The 19,313-nt window shown below is 65.6% G+C and carries 19 protein-coding genes and 2 pseudogenes; 10 read left to right on the top strand and 11 right to left on the bottom strand.

Annotated elements, in window-relative coordinates; all coding sequences use genetic code 11:
* Positions 1–78: 78 nt before the first annotated feature.
* From L879_RS24165 to L879_RS0103560, 4 genes and pseudogenes are all read left to right on the top strand, one after another.
* Positions 79–1,926: pseudogene (locus L879_RS24165) on the top strand (PQQ-dependent sugar dehydrogenase); the annotation flags it as partial.
* Positions 1,927–2,026: 100 nt separating this feature from the next.
* Positions 2,027–2,395 (top strand): annotated as a pseudogene (locus L879_RS24560) (calcium-binding protein); the annotation flags it as partial.
* Between the two features lie 45 nt (positions 2,396–2,440).
* Positions 2,441–2,746 carry a M10 family metallopeptidase C-terminal domain-containing protein gene (locus L879_RS24160; RefSeq protein WP_027314906.1) on the top strand — a complete coding sequence of 102 codons (306 nt, stop codon included), beginning with the start codon at positions 2,441–2,443 and terminating at the stop codon, positions 2,744–2,746.
* Between the two features lie 80 nt (positions 2,747–2,826).
* A complete protein-coding gene (locus L879_RS0103560; RefSeq protein ID WP_368086304.1) occupies positions 2,827–3,834 on the top strand; it encodes a MaoC family dehydratase in 1,008 nt (335 codons plus the stop codon).
* Positions 3,835–3,867: 33 nt separating this feature from the next.
* On the opposite strand, the gene L879_RS0103555 is transcribed toward L879_RS0103560, so the two are convergent.
* Complete coding sequence (locus L879_RS0103555) at positions 3,868–4,449, bottom strand: HD domain-containing protein (RefSeq protein ID WP_027314904.1); 582 nt, start codon at positions 4,447–4,449, stop codon at positions 3,868–3,870.
* A gap of 32 nt (positions 4,450–4,481) precedes the next feature.
* Positions 4,482–5,027, bottom strand: coding sequence for an adenine phosphoribosyltransferase (locus tag L879_RS0103550; protein WP_027314903.1), 546 nt, complete (start codon positions 5,025–5,027; stop codon positions 4,482–4,484).
* Positions 5,028–5,079: 52 nt separating this feature from the next.
* Between L879_RS0103550 and L879_RS0103545 the strand changes: the two genes are divergently transcribed.
* Positions 5,080–5,274: a hypothetical protein gene (locus L879_RS0103545; protein WP_027314902.1), complete on the top strand. Its 195-nt coding sequence runs from the start codon at positions 5,080–5,082 to the stop codon at positions 5,272–5,274.
* A 6-nt stretch (positions 5,275–5,280) separates the two neighbouring features.
* Here the strand turns inward: L879_RS0103545 and L879_RS0103540 are convergent, their stop codons facing one another.
* From L879_RS0103540 to petA, 5 genes are all read right to left on the bottom strand, one after another.
* The gene (locus L879_RS0103540; protein ID WP_027314901.1) at positions 5,281–6,156 is read right to left on the bottom strand and encodes an S-methyl-5'-thioadenosine phosphorylase; all 876 of its coding nucleotides are present in this window, start codon (positions 6,154–6,156) and stop codon (positions 5,281–5,283) included.
* Positions 6,157–6,340: 184 nt separating this feature from the next.
* A complete protein-coding gene (locus L879_RS0103535) occupies positions 6,341–6,949 on the bottom strand; it encodes a 2'-5' RNA ligase family protein (protein WP_027314900.1) in 609 nt (202 codons plus the stop codon).
* Positions 6,950–7,165: 216 nt separating this feature from the next.
* Positions 7,166–8,050, bottom strand: a complete 885-nt coding sequence (locus L879_RS20290; protein WP_035458609.1) for a cytochrome c1 — start codon at positions 8,048–8,050, stop codon at positions 7,166–7,168.
* Between the two features lie 23 nt (positions 8,051–8,073).
* The gene (locus L879_RS0103525; RefSeq protein WP_027314899.1) at positions 8,074–9,354 is read right to left on the bottom strand and encodes a cytochrome b; all 1,281 of its coding nucleotides are present in this window, start codon (positions 9,352–9,354) and stop codon (positions 8,074–8,076) included.
* 24 nt (positions 9,355–9,378) lie between these two features.
* On the bottom strand, positions 9,379–9,942 hold the full coding sequence (gene petA, locus L879_RS0103520) for a ubiquinol-cytochrome c reductase iron-sulfur subunit (RefSeq protein WP_035458606.1): 564 nt from the start codon (positions 9,940–9,942) through the stop codon (positions 9,379–9,381).
* A gap of 286 nt (positions 9,943–10,228) precedes the next feature.
* On the opposite strand from petA, the gene L879_RS0103515 reads away from it, so the two are divergent.
* Together L879_RS0103515 and hemF are read left to right on the top strand one after the other, a co-directional pair.
* The gene (locus L879_RS0103515) at positions 10,229–10,714 is read left to right on the top strand and encodes a tRNA (cytidine(34)-2'-O)-methyltransferase (protein ID WP_027314897.1); all 486 of its coding nucleotides are present in this window, start codon (positions 10,229–10,231) and stop codon (positions 10,712–10,714) included.
* A 5-nt stretch (positions 10,715–10,719) separates the two neighbouring features.
* The gene (hemF, locus tag L879_RS0103510) at positions 10,720–11,616 is read left to right on the top strand and encodes an oxygen-dependent coproporphyrinogen oxidase (RefSeq protein ID WP_027314896.1); all 897 of its coding nucleotides are present in this window, start codon (positions 10,720–10,722) and stop codon (positions 11,614–11,616) included.
* Here the strand turns inward: hemF and L879_RS0103505 are convergent.
* The 4 genes from L879_RS0103505 to L879_RS0103490 are packed head-to-tail and all read right to left on the bottom strand — an operon-like array spanning position 11,613 to position 14,348.
* A complete protein-coding gene (locus L879_RS0103505; protein WP_027314895.1) occupies positions 11,613–12,857 on the bottom strand; it encodes a CCA tRNA nucleotidyltransferase in 1,245 nt (414 codons plus the stop codon). The two genes, hemF and L879_RS0103505, sit on opposite strands and share 4 nt — an antisense overlap.
* On the bottom strand, positions 12,857–13,114 hold the full coding sequence (locus L879_RS0103500; RefSeq protein WP_027314894.1) for a DUF6111 family protein: 258 nt from the start codon (positions 13,112–13,114) through the stop codon (positions 12,857–12,859). Before L879_RS0103500 ends, L879_RS0103505 begins: the two co-directional genes overlap by 1 nt.
* Entirely contained in the window at positions 13,111–13,749 is a 639-nt protein-coding gene (locus tag L879_RS0103495; protein WP_027314893.1) for a CoA pyrophosphatase, read from the bottom strand. The genes L879_RS0103500 and L879_RS0103495 overlap by 4 nt, the downstream gene beginning before the upstream one ends.
* Entirely contained in the window at positions 13,749–14,348 is a 600-nt protein-coding gene (locus tag L879_RS0103490; RefSeq protein WP_027314892.1) for a DUF1285 domain-containing protein, read from the bottom strand. The genes L879_RS0103495 and L879_RS0103490 overlap by 1 nt, the downstream gene beginning before the upstream one ends.
* A 203-nt stretch (positions 14,349–14,551) precedes the next feature.
* Between L879_RS0103490 and L879_RS0103485 the strand changes: the two genes are divergently transcribed.
* The 3 genes from L879_RS0103485 to L879_RS0103475 are packed head-to-tail and all read left to right on the top strand — an operon-like array spanning position 14,552 to position 19,306.
* Positions 14,552–15,568: an AAA family ATPase gene (locus L879_RS0103485; protein WP_027314891.1), complete on the top strand. Its 1,017-nt coding sequence runs from the start codon at positions 14,552–14,554 to the stop codon at positions 15,566–15,568.
* A gap of 9 nt (positions 15,569–15,577) precedes the next feature.
* Positions 15,578–16,504, top strand: coding sequence for a DUF58 domain-containing protein (locus L879_RS0103480; RefSeq protein ID WP_027314890.1), 927 nt, complete (start codon positions 15,578–15,580; stop codon positions 16,502–16,504).
* Positions 16,505–16,507: 3 nt separating this feature from the next.
* The gene (locus L879_RS0103475; RefSeq protein WP_027314889.1) at positions 16,508–19,306 is read left to right on the top strand and encodes a DUF4159 domain-containing protein; all 2,799 of its coding nucleotides are present in this window, start codon (positions 16,508–16,510) and stop codon (positions 19,304–19,306) included.
* Positions 19,307–19,313 lie beyond the last annotated feature (7 nt).

Genomic DNA, 19,313 nt, shown 5'->3' with positions numbered 1-19,313 from the left:
CGTTCAGAGAGTTGTCGCAAGGAAGCCCCTCGGCAACAGATAGAATGAAATAACACTTTTCAAAGCGGGGCATTCATCATGGCGATCATCGGCACTCCCGACGCGGACTATATTCCAGGAACGGACGACGCGGACGAGATCTATGGGTACGATCCGGACGTCGGTGAAGGCGGGCTGGGCATTTACGCGTTGCGTCTCAACACCGGACTGGAGCAGCCGACTTATGTAACCTCGGCTCCGAACGATCCCTATCGTCTCTACGTTCTCGAAAAGACCGGCCTCATCAAGATGATGAGTCGCGTGACGGGCGACATCGAGTCGACCCCGGTCCTGGACCTGCGGGGGCAGATCGATACCGAAGGCGAGCAAGGCCTCGTCGGCCTCGCCTTTCACCCCCAGTTCGGCCAGAACGGCAACAACAAGGTCTACGTCACCCTTTCGAATCTGGAAGGCAAGACGGAGTTGCGGGAGTATTCCCTCACCAATGGCATGATCGATCCGGACAGCATGAGGCTCGTGCTGAGGATCAATGAATATACCGAGCAATCCTCCCTTCACCGGGGCGGCTGGATCGGGTTCGGGCCGGACGGCTATCTCTACATGACCACGGGCGAAGGCAATCAGTTCGCCGTCGCGCAGGATCCGAACAGCCTGCTCGGCAAGGTCCTGCGGATCGATGTGGACGGCGCGGACGCCTATCCGGATGACGACGACAAGAACTTCGCGATCCCCGATACGAACCCGACCGCTTTCGACGGCGTGAACGGTACGTTCGCTCAGAGCGCGGTTTACGCCATCGGCTTCCGCAATCCGTGGCGCGCCAGCTTCGACTCGAAGGGCCGCATGTTCATCGGCGACGTGGGCGAGAACGAGTACGAGGAGATCAATCTTCTCAAAGCGGGCGCCAATTACGGCTGGGGCCACCACGACGCCAACGACGATGGCCCGGAGGACCCGGCGGGGCCGTACACGAACCCGATCAATCATTATTATCACGGCCCCGGCCAGAACGACGGCATCGGCGCTTCCGTCACGGGCGGCTATGTCTATGAAGGACCGATCGAGGCGCTGAAAGGGCACTACATCTTCGGCGACTTCATGTCCGGCAAGCTCCTGAGCCTCCACCAGGATGCCAACGGGAACTGGATCCGGACAGACCTGACCGGCCTGCTCACGGGCGGTGCCACCGGAAGCCTGGGAATGATCTCGTCGTTCGGCCAGGATGCGGACGGTAATATCTACGCCATGGACTATGCCACGGGAAGCATCTACCGCCTCATGCCGCAGGTTCTGGATCTCGGCGATACAATCGAAGGCGGAAAAGGCGACGACACGATCCGCGGCGGAGGCGGCGATGACAGCATCGACGGCGGGGACGACAACGATCGCCTCTATGGCGACGCCGGAGCCGACACCCTGATAGGTGGGTCAGGCAACGACCTCTACTATGTGGATGGCCACGATACGATTGTCGAAACCGCCAATAACGGCTTCGACAGGGTCTACACATCAGAGTCCTTCGCGCTTCAAGCCGACCACTCAATCGAGTTCCTGAGCACGGCGGACCAGAACGGCACGACGGCGATCAACCTGACCGGCAACGGGTTTTCGCAGGATCTGATCGGCAATGCCGGCGCGAACCGCCTCGATGGTGGAGGCGGCGAGGATACGCTACGCGGCCTTGGCGGCAATGACACCTATCTGGTGGATGGAAACGACACCATCGTCGAGCAGGAAGACGGGGGCATCGATACGGTCGAAGCCCTGGTCGACAATTACAGCCTCGGGGATCATCTGGAGAATCTGACCTTGCGCGGCAATGCCGTGAAAGGGACCGGCAATGCATTGGCCAACATCCTCACCGGCAACGCATTGGCCAACATCCTGGACGGAGTGGGCGGCGCCGACACGCTTGCAGGCGGCCTCGGAAACGACACCTACATGGCTGATGCGAATGACTCCATCGTCGAGCAGATGATTTTGTTTTGGGGATCATCTGGAGAATCTGACCTTGCGCGGCAATGCCGTGAAAGGGACCGGCAATGCATTGGCCAACATACTCACCGGCAACGCATTGGCCAACATCCTGGACGGAGCGGGCGGCGCCGACACGCTTGCAGGCGGCCTCGGCAACGACACCTATATCGTCGACGACGGCAGCGAAGTCATTGTCGAAACATCGGGTCAGGGCACCGAAACGGTTGTCACGAGCGCATCCTACGCCCTTGGCGACGGGGCAGATGTCGAGATCCTCCAAGCCTCCGGAACGAGCGCCATCGATCTGACCGGCAATGCGCTGTCGAACACCCTTATCGGGAATATCGGCGCGAACCATCTCTTCGGCGGCAACGGCAACGACGCGCTCACCGCCAGCTCCGGCAACGACAGTCTGATCGGCGGCTCGGGAACGGACACGCTGACCGGCGGCTCAGGCAAGGATGTGTTCGCGTTTGACGACAGGGAGACGAGTTCCTCGAAGAGCAAGGCGGATACAATCGCCGACTTCTCCGGACGCGGCGGCGATAAGATCGACCTGCGGGCCATCGACGCGAATACGAAGAAAATCGGCGACCAGAACTTCGCCTTCATCGGCAAGAAGGCCTTCAGCAAGGCCGGCGAGGTGCGCTACGAGAAGACGAAGGGCTACACCTACGTCTATCTCAACACCGACAGCGACAAGGCGGCGGAAGCCGTGATCAAGCTGAAAGGCTCGCTCGACCTCAGCAAGGGCTGGTTCGTCCTCTGATCCTGACAATTCGGCATTGCGGCAAAGGGCCTCCCGGCGGGAGGCCCTTTGTGCTAGGGCAGACCCAGCAAGGAATGCCCATGTATACGTTCGAAGATCTGCCCCCAGGCTTGACCCAGACCTACGGCCCCCTCCACGTGTCGAAGGACGATATCCTGTCCTTCGCGCGGGAATACGACGCCCAGCCCTTCCATGTGGACGAGGTCGCGGCGAAGGACAGCTTCATCGGCACCCTGATCGCCTCCGGCTGGCACAGCTGCAGCCTGAACATGCGCCTGCTCGCCGAAGGCATGATCCTGAACTCAACGTCCATGGGATCGCCGGGCATCGAAGAGGTCAAATGGCTGAAGCCCGTCAGGCCCGGGGATACCCTGCGCTCGCACATGAAGGTTCTGGAAAGCAGGCTCTCCAAGAGCAGGCCCTCGCTCGGCCTCGTGCGGTTCCATTTCGACCTGGCCAACCAGGCGGACGAGACCGTGATGACCCAGACCAACTGGGTGATGTTCGCCACGAAGGACGCCGAGCCGTTTGCGGGCGAGGGCCGCAGCGTGCTTGCGGCCGTGGCCGATTCCCTGCCCGGCGCCCATCCGAAGCGGGAGTTTCCGCCGGTTTCCGCCAATCCCTATTTCGAGGACCTCGTCATCGGCGAGACCGATGAACTCGGTTCATACACCTTCACGGCCGAGGAGATCGTTCGCTTCGCGAAGCAGTTCGATCCGCAACGCTTCCATGTGGATCCGGAGGCCGCCAGGACCAGCCTGTTCGGCGCGCTCTGTGCCTCCGGCTGGCATACGGCGAGCGTTTGGATGAAGCAGATGGTGGCGCATCGCGACCGCATCCGCGCCTATGCCCTTGCCCGCGGCGAGCGGCCGGCGCGGCTGGGCCCCTCCCCCGGCTTCACGAACATGAAATGGCTGAAGCCCGTCTATGCGGGCGACACGATCACCTACCGCACGACCGTGACGTCCAAGCGCCCCTCTGCCTCGCGCCCCGGCTGGGGACTGGTGTTCCACCACAACACCGGCACCAACCAGCACGGCGAGGAGGTTTTCGCCTTCGACGGCATGGTGTTCTGGGAAAGACGGTAAGGATCGAGAGCGGCCCCGCCTCTCCGGTCGCAATCAACCTGTGCGCTGTGAATCGGCGGCGCGGGCGCGGGTTTCCTCGTCGAGGATGTCCCGAACCTGGGCGAGGAAAGCGTGCGCGGAAGTCTGCCTCCGGCCATAGGCCAGGTTGAAGGCATAGTCGAAATCGGCGGGGTTCTTCCCCTGATTGTGCTGGAGGATCGTCTCAAGCTTGTCGAGGCCCTTCGCGAGAACGGCCTCCGGCGAGGACGCCGCCTCGTATTCCTCCCAAAGCCCCAGGATCTCTGCTCGCCTTGCCGGATCCAGGGCCTGTGTCAGGATGATCAGGTCCGCCCGCTCCTGGGCCGTCTTATCCGTCTTGCCGTCCTGCATCACGGCCGGAATGTCGCCGCCGATAGCCTCGCCGAGGTCGTGCACGATGCAGAGCTTCAGGAGCTTGGCCATGTCGATGCCGCCGAGCTCGTCCGCGAAGACGAGGGCCATGAGGCAGAGCCGCCATGTGTGCTCGGCCACGCTCTCGCGCCGCCCGCTGGAGGTATGCCCGCTCCTGAGGACGTCCTTGAGTCTCTCGGCCTCGCGCAGGAAGGCCAGGGCGCCCAGGATCCGATCTTGCTGCATGTCCCTGCCCTTCCCGGCTTGGAGAGTGGCTCTCAATGCCCCTCGAAGCTCACGAGGCTGCGAACCTCGACGCCCAGGTCGCGAAGCTTTTGCGCGCCGCCGAGATCGGGCAGGTCGATGATGAAGCAGGCAGCCACGATCTTCGCGCCCATCTGGCGCAGAAGCTGTGTGGCCGCCACCGCCGTGCCGCCGGTGGCGATGAGGTCGTCCACGAGAACCACGCGCTCATCCTGGCCGATGGCATCCGTATGGATTTCCATCTCGTCGACGCCGTATTCGAGCGAATAGGCGATGCGGACCGTCTCGTGGGGCAGCTTGCCCTTCTTGCGGATCGGCACGAAGCCCGAGGACAGCTGGTGGGCGACGGCGCCGCCGAGAATGAAGCCACGCGCCTCGATGCCGGCCACCTTGTCGACACGCCCGCCCGCGAAGGGGTGAACGAGCTCGTCCACCGCACGCCGGAAGGCCCGCGCATCCCCGAGCAGGGTGGTGATGTCCCGGAAGACGATGCCGGGCTTCGGATAGTCCGGAATCGAACGGATCGCGGCCTTCAGATCGGTGATGAGACGCTGGTCCATGTTTGAGCCTGCCATAGGTAGAAGACGTTGAGCTTATCCGAGGAGTCCTGCCATGGCCGAGCAACCCTCTCGAACCGTTCTGACCGACATCGACATTCCCTTTGGAAGCCTAGTTCTCTTCTTCGTCAAGGCTTCGCTCGCGATCATTCCCGCCGCCATTATCGTGAGCTTCATTCTAGCATTGATCGGCTGGATCTTCCGCGCGATCTTCGGCTTTGGCCACATGGGCTGGATGATGGGCTACTAGACCGCCTCAGGCCATCAAAATCCTGCCAGCCACCGCATCGAGCTTCTTGAGAACGCCAGGGTCACGGGCGGAAGGCGCCGTCATGATGGCGCCGTCGAGCGCCCGGTCCGAGCCTACGGGGCATGGTTCGTGCTCGGCCGGGAAATTTCGGGCCACCCGGGCGATCAGGCGCGAGACCTTCGTCGCATTCTCATGCGCTACGGCGACGACGGAGGCCACGTCCACATCGTCGTGCTCCGGATGCCAGCAATCGTAATCGGTCACCATGGCGATGGTGGCATAGGTGATCTCGGCCTCCCGCGCGAGCTTGGCCTCGGGCATGGCCGTCATGCCGATCACGTCGTAGCCGAGCTGCTTGTAGGTCATGGACTCGGCATAGGTCGAGAATTGCGGCCCTTCGATGCAGACGAGCGTGCCGCCCAGGGTGAAAGCAATGTTCTCGGCCACCGCCGCATCGGCGATGCGCTGCCGCAGCAGGGGCCCGACCGGATGGGCCATGGGAACATGCGCGACGCAGCCCTTGCCGAAGAAGGAGCTTTCGCGCTTGTGCGTGCGGTCCACATACTGATCCACCAGCACGAAGAAGCCGGGATAGTACTCGTCCTTGAACGAGCCGCAGGCGGAGACCGAGATCAGGTCGGTGACGCCGGCCCGCTTCATCACGTCGATATTGGCGCGATAGTTGATGTCGGAGGGCGAAAGCCGGTGCCCCCGCCCGTGGCGGGGCAGGAAGGCGACCGTCGTCTCGCCGATGCGGCCGATGCGCAGAACGTCAGAAGGCTCGCCCCAGGGGGATTCGATGCGCTCCTCGCGCATGTCCACGATCCCCGGAAGATCATAGACCCCCGATCCGCCAATGATGCCTAGAACCGCCTTCGTCATATCGTCCTCATGCCTGCCCGGGCTCGGAGCCGATCGTGGAATCGACTTATTCTTTATTCGCATGCCGCATTTTTTGAACAGTGACCCGGCTTCCTTAAGCCGAAAATGCTTGAGCCGGCTCTCTCATAGACGAGTGCGGGCTCATCCCCAAGCCCGTTCGGAGAGCCCGCGGAACCCCGCCGCCTCAGCCCAGCGGGAAGCCTGCGATGTCATCTGTCATGACGCAAGGGAAAAGCGTTTCCCGGATGAGCCTGATCTTCGCCACAGGAGCCCGGATGTCGACGGGCAAGGCCTCGATGCGCTCGCAAACGGCATCCGGGACCGACGCGGCGGTTCTGTACCGGGCCAGGGTCGTATGGATGAGGTCATAGCGCAGCGGCTTCCGGCCGGGCGGCGGCGGGATATCCTGCGCGATCCGCCGCCGGATGGCCTCGATCAGGCCGGTTTTCTCGGTAGCCGTGGCGATGATGGCGGTATCCGTCACCTTGAGCCGGGAGAACTGGAGCTCCAGGGCCTCATGGCGCGCGCACAGCGTCTCGAGGAGGTCCCGGCAGGGTTCGGCGATGGCCTGCCAGTAGCTCTCCTTGTCGAAGGCCGCCTTGACCGGGACAAGCGCGTAGATGGTCACGTGCAGCCCGTGCAGAGGGCAAAGATGCAGCGGCTCGGGCCATTGTTCGGCGATGATCCGCTGCAGCCTCTCGAAGGCGTCCCGGGTCCCGGCGGTCAGGCTGGGCTGGACGTGATAGGCGAGGCAGGGCAGGCCCCAGATGTCGTCGGCGATCGTCTGCATCATGGATCATCGAGATAAGGCTAAAGCATCGGACGAGAAAAGTGGACTTGCACTTTTGGGATCCATCCGATGCTTCTTTCTTGGAGAAGCGCATCGTTCAAGCGGACCCGAAGGGCCGCGCCAGCGAAAACCGGGTCCACTTTTCCACACGATGCGCTAGCGCCTCGGGACGTCACCCGAAAAGAAAAAGGCCCCGAAGCGGGGCCTTGATCTTACGTCTTAGGGATTGTGGGTCATCGGTGGGGTCGCGTGGCCTTCGACCTCGCCGCCCACCTTGGCCCAGACCTTCTTCTTCGTGAAGTAGAGCAGGCCCGAGAGCACCAGCAGGAACAGCATGACCTGGAAACCGAGGCGCTTGCGGGCTTCGAGGTGAGGCTCGGCCGTCCACATGAGGAATGCCGTCACGTCGCGGGCGTACTGCTCGACGGTCTCCGGAGCCTGAGGCTGACCCGCCTCGTTCTTCGGATACTCGACCTGGCCGTCGCTGAGCGGCTTCGGCATCGCGATCACGTTGCCCGGGAAGTAGTGGTTGTAGTGGCCGCCCTCGGGCACCTGGAACCCGGCCGGAGCCTCCTCGTAGCCGGTGAGCAGGGCGACGAGGTAATCGGCGCCGTTCTCCGAATACTGGCGGAACACGTCGGTGATGAACCAGGGGAAGCCGCGCTCATAGGTGCGGGCCTTGGGCATCAGGGACAGGTCCGGCGGGGCCTTGCCGCCATTGGCCGAGGCCGCCGCGTTCTCGTTCGGGAACGGGGACGGGAAGCGGTCGGCGGGACGGCCGGGACGCTCGAACATGTCGCCGGCATCGTTCGGGCCGTCCTGGATCTTGTACTCGGCCGCCAGAGCCTTGACCTGGGCCTCGGAGAATTCCGGACCGCCGGGCTGCGACAGGTTCCGGAACGTCACATAGCTCAGGCCGTGGCAGGAGGCGCAGACCTCCCGGTAAACCTTGAAGCCGCGCTGGAGCTGAGCCCGGTCGAAGGTGCCGAACGGGCCCTGAAAGCTCCACTTGAGCTGCGGCGGTACGGCGGTGCCGCCGGCAGCGAAGACCGGAGCGGAGAAGCCGAGCACGGCAGCGGCGATGAGAAGGGTACGCTTCATCATGATGATTTCCTCAACGCTCGCGATCAGCCCTTGGTCTGCGGCTCGGAAGCGGCACCGGCCGGAATGCCAGCCCCGCCCTTCTGCACGCCCATGACGGATTCGAGGATCGAATTCGGCAGGGGCAGCGGACGCTCGACGAAGCCGAGCACCGGCAGAACGATCAGGAAGTGGGCGAAATAATAGGCGGTGCAGATCTGGGACGCGATCACGTACCAGCCCTCGGCCGGGCGGGAACCCAGCCAGCCGAGCGTGATGCAGACCGCCACGAAGATCCAGAAGAACTGCTTGTAGAGCGGACGGTAAGCCGTGGAACGGACCTTGGAGGTATCGAGCCAGGGCATGAAGCACCAGATCACGATGGCCGCGCCCATGGCGATGACGCCGCCGAGCTTGTCGGGAATGGCGCGCAGGATCGCGTAGAAGGGCAGGAAGTACCACTCGGGAACGATGTGGGACGGCGTCACGGCCGGGTTCGCCGGGATGTAGTTGTCCGCATGGCCGAGATAGTTCGGCATGTAGAACACCCAGTAGGCGAAGAAGAGCATGAACACGACGACGGCGAAGATGTCCTTGATCGTCGCATAGGGCGTGAACGGAACCGCGTCCTTGCCCGACTTGATCGGAATGCCGGTCGGGTTGTTCTGGCCCGGCACGTGCAGCGCCCAGACATGGAGGGCGACGACGCCCACGATCATGAAGGGCAGCAGGTAGTGCAGGGAGAAGAAGCGGTTCAGGGTCGGGTTGCCCACCGAGTAGCCACCCCAGAGGTAGTGCACGATGGTCTCGCCGACGACCGGGATCGCCGAGAAAAGGTTCGTGATCACGGTGGCGCCCCAGAAGCTCATCTGGCCCCAGGGAAGCACGTAGCCCATGAAGGCGGTAGCCATCATCAGGAGGAAGATGATCACGCCGAGGATGTAGAGAACCTCACGCGGCGCCTTGTAGGAGCCATAGTAGAAGTTCCGGAAGATATGCACGTAGACGGCCACGAAGAACATCGACGCGCCGTTGGCGTGGAGATACCGGATCAGCCAGCCATAGTTCACGTCGCGCATGATGTGCTCGACGGACTGGAACGCGAGGGCGGCATTCGGCGTGTAGTACATGGCCAGGAACACGCCGGTCACGATCTGCGACACGAGCATGAACACGAGGATGGCGCCGAAGGTCCAGAAATAGGTCAGGTTCCGCGGAACGGGGAACGCGATGAAGGACGAGTGAACGAGGCCTGCGATGGGCAAACGGCTCTCGAACCACTTACCGAAGGCGCTCTTGGGAACGTAAGTTGTGGAATGGTCGCTCATGGATATCGCCTGATCGTCGCTGGGTTACGCCGTGGCTTCTTGGCCGATGATGACCTTCGTGTCGGACGCGAAGGAATAGGGCGGGATCGGCAGATTGGTCGGCGCCGGACCGCCGCGGACGCGGCCGGAGGTATCGAACACCGAACCGTGGCAGGGGCAGAACCAGCCATGATACTCACCCTGCTGACCCAGCGGGACGCAACCCAGATGGGTGCAGTTGCCGAAGACGACGAGCCACTGCGGCTTGCCTTCCTTCACACGGGCCGAGTCGGGCTGAGGATCGCGCAGGGAGGCTACGTTCACGTCCTCGGCCGCCTTGATTTCCTCGGGCGTACGGTGCCGGATGAAGATCAGCTTGCCACGCCAGAAAACTTTCACGATCTGCCCTGGCGCGATGGGGGCCAGGTCGACCTCGACAGGCGCGCCGGCAGCCACCGTCGCCGCGTCGGGCGCCAGGGACTGGATGAAGGGCCATACCAGGGTGGCTCCGCCGACAGCGGCAGCTGCGCCCGTGGCGATGTAAAGGAAATCGCGCCGTGTCGGCTCAGCGACATGAGTGGTGGTCTCGGCCACTTGGCTCTCCAGCATTGATCAAAAAACGAGAACCGCGCATCGGCAATGCCTTGGAAACCCAGGCACTTGGCATGCAAGGTCCAAATTGGAACAAGCATGCGCGTCGACGCGCGCGCAATGCGACTGGGAGTCGCCGCGCGGTGGCTGTTTGGCACGGCCAAGCCCGCCTGTCCATAGCCGGATTGGACTTGTTCCAGCCTGCGGTTCAAAATGCCGCCGTTTTCCTGGCGCCGAAAGGCTTCCACCGGCCGGCGGCCGGTCTCACTTGACGGATGCGCCGCTTGCCCCGATGACGGGACCCATGCCCCGTCTCGCCATCTACCAGCCGGACATTCCGCAGAACACAGGCACCATGCTGCGCCTGGCGGCCTGCCTCGGCGTTCCCGTCGAGCTCATCGAGCCCGCCGCCTTCGATGTCTCCGACCGGAACCTGCGCCGTTCCGGCATGGACTATCTTCATCGCGCGGCCATTGCCCGGCACATCTCGTGGCGGGCCTTCGAGGCCTGGCGGCAGGAGGCCGGAGGCCGGCTGGTCCTCGCCACCACCAAGGGAGCGATCCCCTATGCCGACTTCGCATACCGGCCGGACGACATCATCCTGGTCGGCCGCGAATCCGCCGGCGTGCCGGAAGAGGTTCACCAATCGGCCGATGCGCGGGTGATCGTTCCCATGCAGGCGGGGCTGCGTTCCCTCAACGTGGCGGTAACCGCCGCCATGATCCTGGGCGAGGCTCTCCGGCAGACCCAATCGTTTCCTCCTATCGCCCTCCCCAACCCAGAGGCATGACCCCGATGACCGATCAAGCCGCCATTGCCCATCTGCAAGCCGAGGCTCCCGTCTGGTTCGCGCAGCTGCGCGACCGGATCTGCGCGGCCTTCGAGGCGCTGGAGGACGAGGTGACGGCCCCCCTCCCCCCGGAGGCCTCCGAGCCGGGCCGCTTCGAGCGCACGCCCTGGGAGCGCAAGGACCACAGCGGCGCCCCCGGCGGCGGCGGCGTCATGTCCATGATGCGCGGCCGCGTCTTCGAGAAGGTGGGCGTGCATGTCTCGACCGTCCACGGGGAGTTCGCGCCCGAGTTCCGGGGCCAGATCCCCGGCTCGGACCAGGACCCGCGGTTCTGGGCCGGAGGCATCTCGCTCATCGCGCATCCCTGGAACCCGAACGTTCCGACGGTGCACATGAACACCCGCTTCGTGGTGACGACGAAGCCCTGGTTCGGCGGCGGGGCGGATCTCACCCCCGTGCTCGACCGGCGGCGGACCCAGGAGGATGCCGACACGATCCTGTTCCATCGGGCGATGGAGGAGGCCTGCAGGGCCCATGCACCGGCGGGGTCTTACGAAAAGTACAAGAAGTGGTGCGACGAATACTTCTTCCTCAAGCACCGCAACGAGCCGCGCGGCATCGGCGGCATCTTCTACGATTACCATTGGACCGGGAACCCGGACGAGGACTTCGCCTTCACCCGCGAGGTGGGCGAGGCTTTTCTCAAGGCGTATCCCGAGATCGTCCGCCGCAACGCCGCCACCTCCTGGACGGAGGCGGACCGCATGGAGCAGCAGGTGCGGCGCGGGCGCTATGTGGAATTCAACCTGCTCTACGACCGGGGCACGATCTTCGGCCTGAAGACCGGGGGCAACATTGCCTCGATCCTGTCCTCCATGCCGCCCACCGTGAGGTGGCCCTAAGCCCGCTCCAGCACCCGCCCGAGCAGGTCTCGGGCATAGCCTTCGTCGGTCCGGCACCCCTCTTCCAGCCACGCCCGGCGGGCCCGGGCGAGGGCCTCGCCGACCTTCGGCCCCTTCGGGATGCCGCCCTCGATGAGGTCGGCCCCGCGCAGGGGAAAGACCGGCACGGGCTCGGCCCCGCTGCGAAAGCGTTCGAGCGACCGTCGGGCCTCCGCATGAACGCGGGGAGAGGGCTCCCCGGAGGTCGCGGTGAGAACGCGTTCGAGAACCTCCGGCTCATGATCGGCCACAAGGCGGCGGATGGCCGCCGCATCGAGCGGCGGAGCCCAGCCCTTGAGCCGGGTCAGGAGCCGCGCATAGGCCGTGAGCTTCCTGTGCTCGTCGTTGGAGAGCCGGAAATGCTCCCGCAGACGCTCCGCGTCCTCCTCCACCATGACCGCCAGCGCCGCCAGGCGCCAGACCGGGCTGGGATCGCCCCGATCGGCGGAGACGATCCGGCCGAACCGGCCGAACTCGGCGACGCCGCCGAGGAGCCGCGTGAGAAAACCGTGATCGGCGAGGACGCGGATCGTATCCTCCGCCCGCCGGGCCACGAGCAGCTTGAGCAGTTCGTGGCGGATGCGCTCCCTGGACAGGATGTCGAGTCCCTGCCGCTCGGCCCCCGAGGCCTCAAGCCCCTCCGCGTCGGGGTCGCCCTCGGCATATTCCGCATGGAAGCGGAAGAAGCGCATGATCCTCAAGTAATCTTCGCGGATGCGGGTGCGGGCCTCGCCGATGAAGCGGACGCGCCGGGCAGCCAGATCCGCCGCGCCATCCGTGTAATCGTAGAGCTTTCCGTCGAGACCGAGGGAGAGCGCATTGATCGTAAAATCCCGCCGCCGCGCGTCGAGGACGAAATCGCGGCCGAAATGCACGACCGCATAGCGGCCGTCCGTCTCCACATCCTCGCGCAGGGTCGTGACCTCGAAGGGCTCGCCATCGACGATCACCGTGACCGTGCCGTGCTCGATCCCGGTGGGCACCGCCTTGAACCCGGCCTTCCTCGCCCGTTCCACGATGGCCTCGGGCAGCATGGTCGTGGTGCAGTCCACCTCCGTGACGGGCCGCCCCAGGAGAGCGTTGCGCACGGCACCGCCCACGATGCGCGTTTCCTCGGTCGCATCGTTGTAGGCCTCCAGGAGGCGGCGCAGGGGGCCGCGTTCGAGAAGGCCGGCCAGCGCCTGTCGGTCGAGAGTTTCCATCACTCGAAATGTCCTGGGATCAACCGCCCGTTTTCAACACGCGTGGGCACATACGTGCCTGTCTGGCGCTCGTCCAGAAACCCCGTCACGATCAGCGAGACGACGACGAAGCACAAGCCCGCGATGGTGAGCCAGACCGACTGGCTGCTCCAATGGGACCAGAGCAGAGGATTGCGGCGGCGGATGACGAGATAGGAACCGAAGAGGACGAAGGGCAGGAGAAACAGCACCAATCCCTGAACAACCGCCCGCGTCATGAACCGTAGAGCCTCTCGTAAAGGTTGCGGATGATGCCCGCCGTCACGCCCCAGATGTAGCGCCCTTCGTACGGCATTGCATAGTAGCGGCGAAGCCTGCCCTGCCATTCCCGCGCGTGCAGTTCGTGCCGCGCGGGGTCCATGAGGAAGCTGAGCGGCACCTCGAAGGTATCGGCCACCTCATCCCGGTTGAGGTTGAGGATGTAGGAAGGCGAAATCCGCGCCACCACCGGCATGACGAGATAATTCGTGGTGGACAAATAGGCGTCGAGATAGCCGAGCGGACTGATGAACCGGCTGTCGAGGCCGATCTCCTCCATGGCCTCGCGGCAAGCCGCCGCCAGGACGGAAGCATCCTCCGGATCGACCCGTCCGCCCGGAAAGGCGATCTGCCCCGAATGCTGGCGCAGATGGGCGGCGCGCTCGGTGAGCAGCAGCATCGGCGTCTCGCGCATGACCACGGGCACGAGAACCGCAGCCGGCTTCGGGGACAGGGGACGGACCAGGGGCACATCGTCGAGGCTGTGATCGCCTCTGGGATTCGCCAAGGCCTCCTCCGCCCGGGGCGGCTCGGGCCGGAGCCGTCCGGCCGCCAGCGTCAGGAAATCCGGCGCGTCGTGGGGAGCAAGGCGCATCAGGGCACGCCCAGTTCGGAAGCGGGCGCGACGGGAAAGAAGGCCCCGCCGGCCGCGACACCGAAGGTCGCTTCCCCGTTGAGATCCCTCTCCTCGCCCAAGGCGACCAGGTCGAGGGCGAGCGCCCGCGTCACGCGGGCCCAGAGCTCTCCGCGGACCTTCACATAGGGCCTGACGCCGCCCTTCGAATCCTGCTCGAAACGCAGGGGACGATCCGGCCCCACCTGAACGAGATCGTCCACATTGGTGCGGAACGCGATCTGGCGGCCCTCGCCTTCGCCCTCCACGGCCATCTCGACGGCGATGAACGGCACATCCTCGACAATGATGCCGACGCGCTCCACGGGCGTGACGAGCACGTAACGCTCAGGATCCTTGCGCAGAACCGTCGAGAACAGCCTCACGAGGGCGGGCCGGTTGATGGGCGACCCCATGTAATGCCATGTTCCATCGGCGGCGATGCGCATGTCGATCTCGCCGCAATAGACGGGGTTCCAGCGCTCGACGGGCGGCAGCCCTTTTCTGCCGGTATCGGGGCCGAGGGCTTCGGTCAGTCGGGCGAGCGCGCTGCCGGGGGCGAGAGGCGAGGGATCGGTCATGACGCAAGCGTGAACAGGATTTTCCATTTTGAGGATCGACGAACGGCCGCCGATGGTTACTTCCTTAGAGCATAGAGTCCCCGGCTGTCTCGTCCACTCGGACCGGGTCAAGCGCTGCGGCGCATCGACCCTTGCCTATCGACCCGGATCGAAGGCAGATTAACTCCTCGGGGGCAATTGCGAATGAGAGGGAGAACGACCTCATGACGGCCAGCATTGCTCAAGCGCCCACCGCCCTGGACGACGCGATCATCCGCAACGCGGAGGCGACCCTTGAGACTGTCGGCCGCGCCCGCGAGGCCATTCACTCCGTCATCTTCGGCCAGGAAGACGTGGTCGATCTCACCCTCATCACCCTTCTCGCCGGAGGCCATGGCCTTCTGGTCGGCGTGCCGGGCCTTGCCAAGACCAAGCTCGTGGAAACGCTCGGCATCGTGCTCGGTCTCGACGCCCGGCGCATCCAGTTCACGCCCGATCTGATGCCCTCCGACATCCTCGGCTCCGAGATCCTCGACGAGGGCGCGGACCGGCGTCGCTCCTTCCGGTTCGTGAAGGGGCCGGTCTTCGCACAGCTCCTCATGGCCGACGAGATCAACCGCGCGAGCCCGCGCACCCAGTCCGCCCTGCTGCAGGCTATGCAGGAGCATCACGTCTCGGTGGGCGGCGAGCGGCACGACCTGCCCCAGCCCTTCCACGTGCTGGCAACCCAGAACCCCATCGAGCAGGAGGGCACCTATCCCCTCCCCGAGGCCCAGCTCGACCGTTTCCTCCTGGAAATCGACGTCGGTTACCCGAGCCGCGACGCCGAACGGCGCATCCTCATCGAGACCACAGGGGCCGAGGACCGCAAGCCCGCGACCGTGATGAATGCCGAGGCGCTCATGAACGCCCAGCGCCTGGTGCGCCGCCTGCCCGTGGGCGAGAGCGTCATCGAGGCGATCCTCGATCTCGTGCGCTCGGCCCGGCCGGAAAGCGACCGGATCGAGGGCGTGACCGACAGGATCCTGTGGGGCCCCGGCCCCCGCGCCAGCCAGGCGCTCATGCTGGCGGTGCGGGCCCGCGCGCTCATCGAGGGCCGCGTGGCGCCTTCCATTGCCGACGTGGCGGCGCTGGCCGAGCCGGTGCTCAAGCACCGCATGGCGCTCACCTTCGCAGCCCGGGCGGACGGAGACACCATCGGAAGCGTCATCGGCCGGCTCGTTACGCGGCTGGCGGGCTAGGATTCCGCCATGGCCCGTGTCAGGGTCCTTCCCGAAAGCGCCCGCGCGCCGGGCCGCCGCGAAACGGAGAATGCGCTCTCCCTGGCGCATCGCATGCCCCGCCTCGTGCTCGAGGCAAGGCGCGTGGCCGCCAATCTCGCCCATGGCATCCACGGCCGCCGGCGCGCCGGCACCGGCGAGACCTTCTGGCAGTTCCGTCCCTTCGTGGCGGGCGAAGCGGCGCAGCGTATCGACTGGCGCCGCTCAGGCCGCGACGACCGGCTCTATGTGCGCGAGCGCGAATGGGAGACCGCCCAGACCATGTGGTTCTGGATCGACCGCTCGGCCTCCATGGGCTACGTCTCGGACCTGGCGCAGGCCTCCAAGATCGAGCGCGCCATCGTGCTCGGCCTGGCGCTGGCCCATTGCTTCGTCGAATCCGGCGAGCGTGTCGGCATGCTCGGATCGATGCCGCCCCGGGCCACCCGCCAGATTGCGGAATCCATGGCCCAGGCCCTCGTGGCGGACCGGGCTTCGCGGGAGGATGACCTGCCGCCGCAGGCCTCCATCGCGCCTCAGCACGAAGCCGTGCTGATCGGCGATTTCCTCTCCCCCCTCCGCGAGATCGCCGCCATGGTGGAGGGCATTTCCTCCCGCGGCGCGCGCGGCCATCTCGTCATGATCGTCGATCCCGTCGAAGAAACCTTCCCGTTCCAGGGACAGGCGGTTCTGCACGATCTCGAGGACGGCCTGTCCCTGCGCATTGGCGATGCCGCCTCCTGGGGGCAGGCCTATCGGCTTCGCATCCGGCAGCACCGGGAGGAGCTCCAGGATCTAGCCCGCCGCCGCGGCTGGACGCTGACGATCCATCGCACCGACCGCCCGGCGAGCGAAGCGGCGCTGCGCATCATGACGCTCGTGGCGACCTCGCGCGGCGCCGGCATCGGAGGGCGCTGAGCGATGCTGGGCTTTCCTCTCACCTTCGCCGCTCCGCTCGTCCTCACGGCGCTCGCCGCGCTGCCGGCGATCTGGCTCCTCCTGCGCATCACGCCACCGCAGCCGAAGCGCGTGGACTTTCCGCCGCTCAAGATCCTCGCCGATCTTCGACCCGAACAGGAAACGCCCGCCCGCACGCCATGGTGGCTCCTGCTGATGCGGCTGCTGCTCGCAGGCTTTCTCATTCTCGCCGCCGCAGGACCGGTGTGGAACCCGCTGGCGGAGGACAACGACCGCTCGCCGATCCTGCTCGTGCTCGACAACGGTTTCGCCGCCGCTCACGACTGGCGCGAGCGCATGGCCATCGCCGCCGAGCGTATCGAGGCCGCAGGCCGGGACGGGCGCACGGTGGCGCTTCTGGCGACGGCCGAAGCGCCGGCAGCCATCGAGCCTGCAAGTCCCGCCGCCATGCTCGACCGCCTGCGCTCCCTGAAGCCTCAGCCGCATCTGCAGAACCGTCAGGCGCATCTCGACTCCATGAAGCGTTTTCTGGAAGCGACGCCGGACGCCCGTATCGTCTGGATCAGCGATGGGGTTGCAGGCGTTAACGGGCAGGGTTTCATCGACGGTTTGGCGGCAATGGCGGACGGGTCGCGGATCACGGTGCTGAAGGCGGAGCGTACTCCGGCCATCGCCGTCGCAGGCGTGGAGAATGCCAGCGGCCAGCTCAATGTCAGGCTCGTGCGGCCCGAGCCGAACGGGCGCGATTCCGGCACGATCCGCGCTCTCGACCTGAAAAGCCTGCCGCTCGCCGACACGCGCTTCTCCTTCGAGACGGATGCCACCGAAACGAACGTCGCCTTCACTCTGCCGACGGAGATCCGCAACGCCATCGCCCGCATCGAAGTTCTGGGCGAGAACTCCGCCGGCGCCGTTCACCTTCTCGACGAGCGGGGCAAGCGCCGCCGCGTCGGCCTCGTCTTCGGCGGCACGGCGGATCAGGCCCAGCCGCTTCTTTCGCCGCTCTATTACATCGAGCGGGCGCTCTCGCCTTATTCGGAAATCCGCATGGGCCGCGGCGGCGTGGCCGATGCGGTGAACCAGCTTATCGACGAGCAGGTTTCCGTATTGGTGCTCGCCGATGTGGGCGGCCTCGACCGCGAGACCCTGGGCAAGGTCACGGCCTTCGTGGAGCGGGGCGGCATGCTGCTGCGCTTTGCAGGGTCCAGGCTTGCCGCCGGCAACGACGACCTGGTGCCGGTGCGCCTGCGCCGGGGCGGACGCAGCCTCGGCGGCACGCTTTCCTGGGACACGCCGAAGACCTTCGCGCCGTTCACCCGCGAAAGTCCCTTCTTCGGTCTTCAGGTTCCCGAGGAAATCGGCATCCGCCGCCAGATCCTCGCGGAGCCGGACGGCGACCTGCCGGCGAAAACCTGGGCGGCGCTGGCCGACGGCACGCCGATCGTGACCGCTGACAAACGCGGCGACGGGATGGTCGTGCTCTTTCACGTGACCGCCGACACCACCTGGTCGAACCTGCCCCTGTCCGGTCTCTTCGTCGACATGCTGCGCCGGACGACGGCGCTCGCGGGCACGCCCGGCGATACCGGGGCGGAATTGCGCAATGCCGGAACCGAAACCGTGGCTCCGCGCCTGACCCTCGACGGATACGGCATGTACATCTCCCCCCCGGCGACGGCCCGCGCGATCACCCGCAACTTTGCCGAGCGCGCCAACGGCGAGCACCCGCCGGGTTTCTACGGTCCGGTGGATTCGAGCCTGGCCGTCAACGCCCTTTTGCCGACCGATAGGCTGGCTCCGCTCGACATCGCACCGCTCAAGGCCCGGGTCGCGCCGCTCGCGGGAGCGCAGACCATCGACCTGCGCATGCCGCTTTTCATGCTGGCTCTCCTGCTCCTGCTCGCCGATACCCTCGCCTCGCTCTGGCTTGGCGGGCATCTCTCGAACCTGTCCGGACGCCTGCGGAAGGCGGGCGCGGCAGCGGCCATCCTCATCGCCTCGTCGTTCCTCCTCGCTCCCATGCCCGATGCGCAGGCGCAGGAGCGTCGCATGACGATGGAGAGCGCCAACCCCGCACTCGTGACGCGTCTTGCCTATGTCATCACGGGCGACGCACAGGTCGACGAGACCAGCAAGGCGGGACTTTCCGGACTGACCCAGGTGCTGAGCCAGCGAACGGCGCTTTCGCCGGGCGCTCCCATCGGCATAGACCTGTCCCGGGACGAAGTGGCATTCTATCCGCTGATCTACTGGCCGATCGTGGCGAACCGGCCTATGCCGTCGGAGGCCGCGATCCGGCGTCTCGATGCCTTCATGAAGGGCGGCGGCACGGTGATCTTCGATACGCGCGACGCTTTCGGCAGTCGCCCGGACGGAGCCCCCACCGCCGAGGGTCAGTATCTGCGGCGCATGCTGGCGAGCCTCGACCTCCCCGAGCTGGAGCCGGTTCCCGCCGATCACGTGCTCACCAAAACCTTCTACCTCCTCGACAGCTTCCCCGGCCGCTACGCCACGGGGCAGACCTGGGTGGAGGCGCTGCCGCCGCAGGCGGAGGGTGAGGTCAGCCGCCCTGCCCGCTCAGGCGACGGCGTCTCGCCGATCATCATCACCTCCAACGATCTCGCCGCCGCCTGGGCGGTCGGGGCGCGGGGCGAATGGCTCTACCCCGTCGTCGGCACCGACCAGCGCCAGCGGGAATTTTCCTATCGCAGCGGCGTCAACATCGTCATGTATGCGCTCACAGGCAACTACAAGGCCGATCAGGTGCACGTGCCGGCCCTGCTCGAACGCCTCGGGCAATAGGGCGGGA

It is taken from the genome of Microvirga flocculans ATCC BAA-817, from assembly GCF_000518665.1.
Lineage (GTDB): Bacteria > Pseudomonadota > Alphaproteobacteria > Rhizobiales > Beijerinckiaceae > Microvirga > Microvirga flocculans.
This window is presented reverse-complemented; position numbering and strand designations above follow the sequence as displayed.

Coding starts and splice junctions, on each gene's coding strand:
- L879_RS0103560 (WP_368086304.1), top strand. CDS start 2,827: ATGTATACGTTCGAAGATCTGCCCCCAGGCTTGACCCAGACCTACGGC.
- L879_RS0103555 (WP_027314904.1), bottom strand. CDS start 4,449: ATGCAGCAAGATCGGATCCTGGGCGCCCTGGCCTTCCTGCGCGAGGCC.
- L879_RS0103550 (WP_027314903.1), bottom strand. CDS start 5,027: ATGGACCAGCGTCTCATCACCGATCTGAAGGCCGCGATCCGTTCGATT.
- L879_RS0103545 (WP_027314902.1), top strand. CDS start 5,080: ATGGCCGAGCAACCCTCTCGAACCGTTCTGACCGACATCGACATTCCC.
- L879_RS0103540 (WP_027314901.1), bottom strand. CDS start 6,156: ATGACGAAGGCGGTTCTAGGCATCATTGGCGGATCGGGGGTCTATGAT.
- L879_RS0103535 (WP_027314900.1), bottom strand. CDS start 6,949: ATGATGCAGACGATCGCCGACGACATCTGGGGCCTGCCCTGCCTCGCC.
- L879_RS20290 (WP_035458609.1), bottom strand. CDS start 8,050: ATGATGAAGCGTACCCTTCTCATCGCCGCTGCCGTGCTCGGCTTCTCC.
- L879_RS0103525 (WP_027314899.1), bottom strand. CDS start 9,354: ATGAGCGACCATTCCACAACTTACGTTCCCAAGAGCGCCTTCGGTAAG.
- petA (WP_035458606.1), bottom strand. CDS start 9,942: ATGCTGGAGAGCCAAGTGGCCGAGACCACCACTCATGTCGCTGAGCCG.
- L879_RS0103515 (WP_027314897.1), top strand. CDS start 10,229: ATGCCCCGTCTCGCCATCTACCAGCCGGACATTCCGCAGAACACAGGC.
- hemF (WP_027314896.1), top strand. CDS start 10,720: ATGACCGATCAAGCCGCCATTGCCCATCTGCAAGCCGAGGCTCCCGTC.
- L879_RS0103505 (WP_027314895.1), bottom strand. CDS start 12,857: ATGGAAACTCTCGACCGACAGGCGCTGGCCGGCCTTCTCGAACGCGGC.
- L879_RS0103500 (WP_027314894.1), bottom strand. CDS start 13,114: ATGACGCGGGCGGTTGTTCAGGGATTGGTGCTGTTTCTCCTGCCCTTC.
- L879_RS0103495 (WP_027314893.1), bottom strand. CDS start 13,749: ATGCGCCTTGCTCCCCACGACGCGCCGGATTTCCTGACGCTGGCGGCC.
- L879_RS0103490 (WP_027314892.1), bottom strand. CDS start 14,348: ATGACCGATCCCTCGCCTCTCGCCCCCGGCAGCGCGCTCGCCCGACTG.
- L879_RS0103485 (WP_027314891.1), top strand. CDS start 14,552: ATGACGGCCAGCATTGCTCAAGCGCCCACCGCCCTGGACGACGCGATC.
- L879_RS0103480 (WP_027314890.1), top strand. CDS start 15,578: ATGGCCCGTGTCAGGGTCCTTCCCGAAAGCGCCCGCGCGCCGGGCCGC.
- L879_RS0103475 (WP_027314889.1), top strand. CDS start 16,508: ATGCTGGGCTTTCCTCTCACCTTCGCCGCTCCGCTCGTCCTCACGGCG.